The sequence below is a fragment of the Cohnella sp. genome (assembly GCF_041641335.1).
Taxonomy (GTDB): domain Bacteria; phylum Bacillota; class Bacilli; order Paenibacillales; family Paenibacillaceae; genus Cohnella.
This window is the reverse complement of sequence record NZ_JBEPYQ010000084.1, coordinates 22,734-31,268: the sequence shown is the minus strand read 5'-3', so window position 1 is coordinate 31,268 and position 8,535 is coordinate 22,734. Positions and strand designations below refer to the sequence as shown.

Sequence of the window (8,535 nt, the reverse complement as noted above, 5' to 3'; positions counted from 1 at the left end):
GGATCGGAGTCGTCTGGAAAACTAACGAATACAATTGGGATCCAAAATTTCGCCAAGAAGTCGGAGTGAAGTCCGGAGAGAAGGTGGCCGGAACGCTTCATCTTGGGTATTATTATCCCGACAAGATACCGAAACCCCGGCCGCGGCGGCGGGCGGAGCATCTGATCGCTTGGTATAAACAGCTGTAATGCGTTCGGATGTGAACGACATTCATGGCAAAATGTCCGCATGACATAGAACGAACCGAAAGAGGCTGTCCCATAAGGTCATCTTATAGATAACCAAGGGATGGCCTCTATTTTCTTTGTTGAGCGCCTAGCCAAGTTAGGCACAATTACAGTAGGATGTACTCAGAACATACTGAGGGGATGAGTCGAATGACGAAACGGGCGGAAGCGATCAACGTGGAAAAGTCCGCGCTCGGAGAAGGGCCGTTGTGGCTCCCGGAGAGCGGACGGCTCGTATGGGTGGACATCGAGGGCATGAAAATACGGATGTGGAATCCGAAGACGGGCGAGGAAGGGGCCGTTTCAGTAGGGCAGCGGATCGGCGCGGTCGTGCGGGCGACGGACGGACGAATGGTATGCGCTTTGCAGAACGGATTTCATTTCCTGGACATGGAGACGGGGGAACTGGAGCAGATCGCCGATCCCGAGGCGCATTTATCTGGCAACCGGTTTAACGACGGCAAGTGCGATCCGGCCGGACGGTTCTGGGCCGGTACGATGCCGTTATCGGGCGGGGCTCCGGTCGGCGCGCTGTATCGGTTGGACGGTGACGGGAACGTACACAAGATGGTGGAGGAGATCGGCTGCTCCAACGGCCTCGGCTGGAGTATCGACTGCAGCACGATGTACTACATCGATACGAACACGAGACGGATCGACCAGTTCGACTTCGACGCCGAGAACGGCGGCGTCTCCAATCGTCGGACCGTTACAGTTATCCCCGTCGATCAGGGATACCCCGACGGCATGACCGTCGATATGGAAGGCAAGCTGTGGGTCGCGCATTGGGACGGATATGCCGTCAGCCGCTTCGATCCCGATACCGGCGAATGCCTGGAGCGCGTCGAACTGCCCGTATCCCGGGTCACTTCCTGCTGCTTCGGCGGCGATCATCTGGACGAGCTGTATGTCACGTCGGCGAGCGTAGGACTGAGTGAGGAGCAGCTTAGCAGAGAGCCGCTGGCGGGAAGCCTGTTCGTGTACAGGCCTGGCGTGAAGGGGTTACCTCCGAGCGAGTTCAATGTGCAGAGCATGTAGTGTATGTAGGACGCAAGCGCACAACGGCGCCTGGCAGAAGAACGATTCATCTTGGAGGAGGCGGTGATAGAATGTCGGACAAGCGCAAGGAGGACGAGTCCAAGAAACGGGAACCTCTTGTGAAAGAGCAGATCGAGGATTACGCGTATGACGGGGACGACTTGGACTTTCTCGGAGTGGAGGAGGAACGCTACGAAATCATCGAGGGCGTTCGCTATGATATGCAGGCGGCGCCGACGATTCATCATCAGCAAATTTCCGGAGCGCTGTACATCATGCTCTATCAGACCTGTCATTCGAACGGGACCCTACTTTATTCGCCCGCCGACGTCTATTTGGACGAGGACAACCAATTTCAGCCCGATCTGGTGTACATTTTGCATGAGAATGCCTCTATTATCAAGGAAAAACGAATTGAAGGCGTTCCGGATCTGGCTGTCGAAATTTTGTCCCCCTCAACAAGCCATAACGACAAAGTAAGAAAAAAACGCCAATTCGAACGCTTCGGACTGAAGGAGTACTGGATCGTCGACCCGGTTCATCTGACTTTGGATCAGTTTATTCGGAACGAGGACGGCAAGCTGCAGCTAGTAGAAACGTACGTTGCCCCGGATCGGGTAATCTCGCCTCTGTTCTCCTGCATCGAGGTCGATATGAAGAGAGTGTTCGCGAACCTGCGCTGAGCGATCCGATAGACGAAAAAAATCCTGATAAGTTGCGATAGTTCTAAAGAAGCGGACTACCTTGCTCATGGGTTTAATGACAGAGATTCGGAAAATGACGGAGGTCTAGATGTCGATGCTTGCAGAGATTCCGACTTATCAATGCCAATATGTAAATTACACGAACGAAATCTGGGAGCGCATAGCAGCGGTCAGTCTCGTAGACGTCGTCACCGGCGGCGACGTTCGCGAGGCGACGCATGTTAAAGCCTGCTGGGACGACGGAGCGTTGTACGTAAGATTCGAGTGCGTGGATACGTATGTCGTCTCGCAGTATACGAACCGCAAAGATCCGCTGTGGGAGCAGGATGTCGTAGAGATGTTCATCGACGAAGAAGGCAAGTGCAGGCGGTATATGGAGCTGGTCGTCAGTCCGAACGGCGTGCTCTGCGATCTGATGATCGATCACGGCGACGAGAACGAGCCGGATCGCTTCCAGGCGGACACGGAATGGGAAGCGCAGGGCTTCGAGCGGACGATCGAGGCTGACGGGGACCGGCGTACTTACACGTTTAAGCTGCCTTTCTCCAATTTCTCGAAAGCCCCCGAAGCCGGAACGCTGTGGAGAATCAACTTTTTCCGCATTGACGACGAGCCGGACGGAACCCGCCATTTTCAGGCATGGTCGCCTACTGGAGCGATCAACTACCATATCTCGGACAGATTCGGCAAGCTGATTTTGTCGGGGAGCATGTCACTTTAGCTGCAATTTCTTGGACTCCGAGCCGTGTCCCCGATCCTATACCGTCCGCGATTTCGGTTGACAGCGCTTGCGGAACGCCCTACGATGAGGAAAACGGCAACGCGAGGGAGGGCCGGCGGATGGACGACTTGGCGCGGATCGTCGATATGGATTTCAACCGGACGCTGAGCGAATTCCCCGTCTATTGCCAGACGAAGCGGGATGCAGTCGTCATGCCTTTCATGCATGCCCACGAAGGCTACGAGTTTCACTTCTCCTGCTCTTCCGTCGGGATATGCAGAGTGGATGACCGAGAGTACGGATTTCATCCCGGCAAGCTGACGATTATCAAGCCCGGAACGTATCACTTTATCCGGACGACGCAGTCCTCCGAATACGTACGCATTATTTTATCGATAGAGGAGTCCTATACAGCAGCTGTGGCGGATATCGCTCCGTTCGCGGTCGGGATGTTCGAGGGCTGGTTCGGACCGGATTCCGGCGGCTTGGCGCAGGTGCAGCTCGCGACGAAGGAGGACGCCGAAGCCGTCAGGCAGTTGCTTCAGACGATAGAGCGGGAACTGGAGCAGCGCAAGCCCCACTATTCCCTGCTCATCAAGGCGAAGCTCGTGGAGCTGTTCGTCATTCTGGAAAGGCAAGCCTCCGAGGAACGGGGCGACAAGAAGGAGATTCCGTTCGAGTATCGGCGCTTGATGGACGAAATCGCCGATCACCTGACCGAGCATCACCACGAAAACCTGAACATGACGGAGCTCGCCGCCGCCCGCCACATCTCCAAATCGTATTTGTACAAACTTTTTAAGCAGCATACAGGCTATACGCCTCATCAATTCCAGATCTTACAGCGAATCAACCGCGCCAAGTCGCTGCTCAGCGGCACCGACGAGTCCATTACGGAAATCTCGTTCCGGGTCGGCTTCGGCGAGACCGCCCATTTCAGCCGTTCTTTCAAGGATTTTACAGGAGTTACCCCGGGCTTCTACCGGAGCAGCATGAGAGACTGAGCGCGGGCCTTTCGCCTTGGCAGGCCGTACGCCGTGGACGATTCTGCAACAGATGGAGAATCCGATCCAAGCGTTTTTGGCCGATGTCGGATAAGGTAGTGTCAAGACCTAACGACGAGGTGAAAGACTATGAAGAAGCCGAACGCGATAGAAGTGGACGTAAACGACCTGGGGTTTTTGGATAACGAGAACGACCGGACGGGCTCGTTCGTGAGGCCGGTGGAGACGGCGATCATGCTGAAGGAAATCTATTGGATCGAGTTCGAGCTTTCCCGTATGACGATGGGCTGGATGTCGGCGGCAGCCGAGTGGGAGCGGAAAGGCGAGCTTGTTCGAATGGCTTATTTGCATACGGATCATATGAAGCATCTCAGGGAGAGAATTAACGAGCTGCCGGGGCCGGCGCTGAGCGACCGTTCCTGGATCCCTGAGGAAGTATCGAGCGTATTCTCGTCCGTTGTGCTCGCCCCGGCTTTCCTGGAGTTCGCCGCGACCTATCGCATTTTCGTTCGGAAGCTATATGAAAAGTACGATCGGGTCGTCGAGAAGCTGGACCCGATTTTGGAAGCGCCTACGCTCGACAAGTGGCGGATGATCGAGATGGATCGCGCTCCGTTGACGACGTGGATGGCGAACGAAATTCGCTTTGCTTACGTGGACGATTCCGAGGGACGGGCGAGATTCGACAACTGGTGCCGGTTCGTCAAGCGGATGTGGGACGGACTGGACGGGGGGAGCGCAAAGGAAACCTTCGTCTGGCCGGAGATGCCGGACGTTCAACCGGCGGGTCCCGTACCTGTCGTGCCCGCCCATGATCCGGACTATCCGCACGTGGACTTGACCAAGTACAAAAGCGCGATGTTCGACCCGGCTTCCCCGACGTACGACAGCGTGAAACATATGGTGTTCATCAATGCGAGCGAAATGTCGGCGTCCGAAAGCCTGACCTACCTCTATTACGGAATCCAGAAAATGCCGATGGACTTCTATCACGACATCGCACGGCATACATGGGACGAAATTCGCCATAGCCAGATGGGCGTGCGCCGATTAAAGCAGATGGGGTACGACACGAGAGACTTCTCCTGGCATCCGTCGACCGCTCTGACGCCGGACAACCTCGAGCGGACGTTTCCCGAGTTCTATTCGAGCCTGACGATGGTCATGGAGCCCTGCTCGTTCATTAAGAAGCGCAAGTCGATCGAGGCGTTTAAGCAGTTCGGGGATTATCTGTCGTCGCTGCAGTCCGAGTACGACATCGCCGACGAGCGGCTCCACGTCAACTTCGGCAAGAAGTGGGGAGCCAAGCTGTTCGAGCAGCTCAACGATTTCGTCACGGCCAACTCCGTTGCGGAGAAGGCTAAGCAATTGCATCTGCGGAAAATGGGCTACACGGAGGAGGAGATTAACGCCGTGCTCAGCAGCTTCCCGGAATTTTGCGGCTTCGCCACGCTTGATCTGACCTACGACCGATACTGAAATACGTCGGCCCCGAGGCATAAATTCGTCAAAACCGTTAATTTCTCCAAGCATCCCTTTGCTTTCTTCATTCTCTGTCGATCCCCCTGCCCTGTATAGTTAAGCTATACTTTCAGGAAAGGGGGATTGCTCTCTTTATAGGCTCGGTATAAAGGGTAGTGCGAACTACGAAACCAGTCGATTCAGAAAAGGGAGACGATAGAAAATGAAACGTATATCGCTAATCCTCGTCGGAGCGTTGTTCCTTTCGGCATTGGCCGCGTGCAACGGCGGCAAGAGCAACGAGCCCGCGCGTTCGGGGGCTTCCTCCGGACAAGGCGGGGAGCCCGCCGAGCAAGTCGAGCTGAGAATTCTGTGGTGGGGGACGCAGGATCGCCACGATCTGACGGTGAAGGCGCTCGAGCTGTTCGAGCAGAAGCATCCGAACATTAAGGTGAAGCCCGAGTTTTCCGGCTTCGACGGCTATTTCGACAAGCTGAACGTTCAGGTGAGCGGGGGGAACGCGCCGGACCTGTTCCAGACGACTTACCAGTTTATGAGCGATTTCGCGTCGCGAGGCTCTCTTCTCGATCTGGGCTCCGTCGAGCTGAATTTGGCGGACGTCGATCAGGGCACACGGGACATCGGTCTCTACGAAGGCAAGCTGATGATGCTTCCGGCCGGAATCAACGCCTCGGCCTTCGCGATCGATCCGGCGCTGTACGAGAAAGCCGGCATTGCCTTGAAGGACCGTTACACCTGGGAGGAGTTCGCGGAGATTAGCAAGCAGGTGTCGGAGAAGCTGGGCAAGGGCTCCTACGGTACGCCCGACTACATGAACAACAGCGACATTCTGACGTACTTCATGCGGCAGAAGGGCAAATCGCTTTATGACGGCAACGCGCTCGGCTTTGAGAAGCAGGACCTGGTCGAGTTCTTCGCCTATTGGGACGCGATGCGCAAATCGGGAGCGGCGCCGACGGCGGAGATGACGGCATCGGTATCGAGCGGAGAGCTGGAAAAGCAGCTAATCGTAACCGGCAACAGTCCCGTTCTCGTCCTGGGCTCCAATCAGCTCGGTAGCATGGAAACGCTTACTAATCGAAAGCTGCAAATGATGCTATGGCCCACGATGGCGGGCGGGCAGGAAGGCCACTATATCTCCGCGGGCATTTCCTGGTCGATCTATGCGAGAAGCGAGCATCCGAAGGAAGCGGCGCTGCTGCTGGATTTTCTGACCAACGACCTTGACGCCGCGGCCATTCTCGGGGCGAACCGCGGAGTGCCGATTTCGGCAAAAGTGCGCGAAGCGATGGCGAGCTCGCTTAGCGAGATCGATCGGAAGCAGTTCGCGTTCATCGACGAACTGTCCCAGATCGCCACGCCGTTTAATCCGAATCAACCGGTTGGGGCAAGCGAGATCCGGAATCTGCTCATCAACACGACCCAGCAGATTCAGTTCGAGAAAATCGGCATCGAAGAAGCGGCCGACGAGTTTATGTCCAAGGCGAACGCCATTCTTCAAGGCAAGTAATCGCGGGCTCCGGGGCGTCGGGCATTCCGTTCCCCCCGGAGTTCGCCGTTTTCGGGAGGTTCGCAGCTATGGGAAATCGGGCTTTTCGCTCCAATCTGAACGCTTATTTATTTCTGCTGCCCTGGATCGTCGGCCTGTTGTTATTCGTTCTCGGTCCGCTCCTCGGCTCGCTGTACTTGAGCTTTACCCAGTACAACCTCGGATCGGCCGCCCGCTGGGTCGGCCTGCAGAACTTCCGGGACATTATCGCGGACGGGCGATTCTATCTGTCGGTTAAGGCGACGTTCCTGTTCGTGCTCGTGTCCGTGCCGCTTAAGCTGGCGGCTGCGCTGCTGATCGCCGTGCTGATGAACCGCAATGTGCGGCTCATCGGGCTCTACCGAACCGTCTATTATTTGCCTTCGTTGATCGGCGGAAGCGTCGCGGTCGCCGTCATGTGGCGACAAATCTTCGGCGATCAAGGCGTATTCAACCGGATCGTGGAGCTGCTCGGTGGGCAGGGAACAATCTGGACCGCCAACCCCCGATATGCGATCTATACGATCTGCTTGCTCGCGGTATGGCAGTTCGGCTCCTCGATGGTCATTTTCCTGGCGGGGCTGAAGCAGATTCCCGAATATTTATACGAATCCTCCGGGATCGACGGAGCAAGCAAAATACGGCAATTTTTCCACATTACGCTGCCGCTGCTGTCTCCGGTCATTTTCTTTAATCTCGTCATGCAGACGATCGGAGCGTTCCTGATGTTCACGCAGGCGTACATCGTGACCAAGGGCGGACCAATGGATTCGACGCTGGTTTATGCGCTTTATCTGTACGAACAAGGCTTTTCGTACGCCAAGATGGGCTACGCCTCCGCGCTGTCGTGGGTGCTGCTGGCCGTGATCGCGTTGTTCACCTTCGCGTTTTTCAAGACGTCCAAGTTCTGGGTCTACTACGAGTCGGAAGGAGGGAAGGCATGAGCGTCTCCGCGCACTCTCCAAGCCGGACGTCTCGTCTTCGGCATTCCCGCCTGCTGCGGCATTCGCTGCTGCATCTCGCGCTGGTCGCCTGCGGTCTGGTCATGGTCTACCCCCTGATCTGGATGACGCTGAGCTCCTTTAAGGAGGATTCGCACATTTTCGCGTCGTTATCGCTGCTGCCGCAAACGTGGACGCTCGACAATTACGCCAAAGGCTGGACGGGGATTCCGAAGCTGAATTTCGGCGTTTTCTTCGCCAATTCCTTTGTCGTCGCCGGGCTTGTCGTCGTCGGCAACGTCGTTTCCGCTTCACTGACGGCGTTCGCCTTCGGTCGTCTCGAGTTCAAGGGGAAGGGCGCGCTGTTCGGCGTTATGCTGATTACGATGATGATGCCGGCGCAGATCATTTTGATTCCGCAATATTTGCTGTTTAACGAGCTCGATTGGATTAATTCGTATTTGCCGCTTATCGTGCCGCACTTTTTCGGCTCGGCGCCGTTCTTTATTTTTCTTATGGTGCAATTTATTCGAGGCCTACCGAGAGAGCTGGACGAGGCGGCGACGATCGACGGCTGCAACGTCTTCCAGACGTTCTGCCGGATCATCCTCCCGCTGTGCGTTCCCGCAGTGATCACGACGGCGATCTTCAGCTTCATCTGGACGTGGGACGATTTTTTCGCCCAATTGATCTACATTAACGACCCCGTCAAATTTACCGTTTCGCTCGGCTTGCGGCTGTTTCTCGACGGTTCGGGCACGAGCCAATGGGGAGCGATGTTCGCGATGTCCGTGTTGTCGCTTATTCCCAGCTTTATCGTGTTTCTCGCCGCGCAGAAGCATTTCGTTCAGGGCATCGCCACGACGGGGATGAAAAACTGATTGACGCGG

The 8,535-nt window shown here is 56.0% G+C and carries 8 protein-coding genes and 1 pseudogene; all 9 read left to right on the top strand.

Features of this window, described 5'->3' with window-relative positions; all coding sequences use genetic code 11:
* Nucleotides 1-188 (top strand): annotated as a pseudogene (locus ACESLM_RS23385) (nitroreductase family protein); the annotation flags it as partial.
* 189 nt (nucleotides 189-377) lie between these two features.
* Nucleotides 378-1,265 (top strand): SMP-30/gluconolactonase/LRE family protein, encoded by an 888-nt coding sequence (locus ACESLM_RS23380; RefSeq protein ID WP_372635004.1) that lies wholly within the window; start codon nucleotides 378-380, stop codon nucleotides 1,263-1,265.
* Between the two features lie 71 nt (nucleotides 1,266-1,336).
* Complete coding sequence (locus tag ACESLM_RS23375) at nucleotides 1,337-1,948, top strand: Uma2 family endonuclease (protein ID WP_372635002.1); 612 nt, start codon at nucleotides 1,337-1,339, stop codon at nucleotides 1,946-1,948.
* A 109-nt stretch (nucleotides 1,949-2,057) separates the two neighbouring features.
* Nucleotides 2,058-2,690 carry a carbohydrate-binding family 9-like protein gene (locus tag ACESLM_RS23370; RefSeq protein ID WP_372634999.1) on the top strand — a complete coding sequence of 211 codons (633 nt, stop codon included), beginning with the start codon at nucleotides 2,058-2,060 and terminating at the stop codon, nucleotides 2,688-2,690.
* A gap of 119 nt (nucleotides 2,691-2,809) precedes the next feature.
* Nucleotides 2,810-3,694, top strand: a complete 885-nt coding sequence (locus ACESLM_RS23365) for an AraC family transcriptional regulator (RefSeq protein WP_372634997.1) — start codon at nucleotides 2,810-2,812, stop codon at nucleotides 3,692-3,694.
* Between the two features lie 129 nt (nucleotides 3,695-3,823).
* Nucleotides 3,824-5,173, top strand: coding sequence for a DUF455 family protein (locus ACESLM_RS23360; protein ID WP_372634994.1), 1,350 nt, complete (start codon nucleotides 3,824-3,826; stop codon nucleotides 5,171-5,173).
* 205 nt (nucleotides 5,174-5,378) lie between these two features.
* Nucleotides 5,379-6,686 carry an ABC transporter substrate-binding protein gene (locus tag ACESLM_RS23355; RefSeq protein ID WP_372634991.1) on the top strand — a complete coding sequence of 436 codons (1,308 nt, stop codon included), beginning with the start codon at nucleotides 5,379-5,381 and terminating at the stop codon, nucleotides 6,684-6,686.
* A 68-nt stretch (nucleotides 6,687-6,754) separates the two neighbouring features.
* A complete protein-coding gene (locus ACESLM_RS23350; RefSeq protein WP_372634989.1) occupies nucleotides 6,755-7,648 on the top strand; it encodes a carbohydrate ABC transporter permease in 894 nt (297 codons plus the stop codon).
* Nucleotides 7,645-8,526, top strand: a complete 882-nt coding sequence (locus ACESLM_RS23345; protein ID WP_372634986.1) for a carbohydrate ABC transporter permease — start codon at nucleotides 7,645-7,647, stop codon at nucleotides 8,524-8,526. The genes ACESLM_RS23350 and ACESLM_RS23345 overlap by 4 nt, the downstream gene beginning before the upstream one ends.
* The last annotated feature ends 9 nt before the right edge of the window (nucleotides 8,527-8,535 follow it).

Bases quoted from the DNA above. Each gene is read 5' to 3' on its own strand.
- ACESLM_RS23360 (WP_372634994.1), top strand. From the start codon at position 3,824: ATGAAGAAGCCGAACGCGATAGAAGTGGACGTAAACGACCTGGGGTTT.
- ACESLM_RS23350 (WP_372634989.1), top strand. From the start codon at position 6,755: ATGGGAAATCGGGCTTTTCGCTCCAATCTGAACGCTTATTTATTTCTG.
- ACESLM_RS23375 (WP_372635002.1), top strand. From the start codon at position 1,337: ATGTCGGACAAGCGCAAGGAGGACGAGTCCAAGAAACGGGAACCTCTT.
- ACESLM_RS23345 (WP_372634986.1), top strand. From the start codon at position 7,645: ATGAGCGTCTCCGCGCACTCTCCAAGCCGGACGTCTCGTCTTCGGCAT.
- ACESLM_RS23380 (WP_372635004.1), top strand. From the start codon at position 378: ATGACGAAACGGGCGGAAGCGATCAACGTGGAAAAGTCCGCGCTCGGA.
- ACESLM_RS23355 (WP_372634991.1), top strand. From the start codon at position 5,379: ATGAAACGTATATCGCTAATCCTCGTCGGAGCGTTGTTCCTTTCGGCA.
- ACESLM_RS23370 (WP_372634999.1), top strand. From the start codon at position 2,058: ATGTCGATGCTTGCAGAGATTCCGACTTATCAATGCCAATATGTAAAT.
- ACESLM_RS23365 (WP_372634997.1), top strand. From the start codon at position 2,810: ATGGACGACTTGGCGCGGATCGTCGATATGGATTTCAACCGGACGCTG.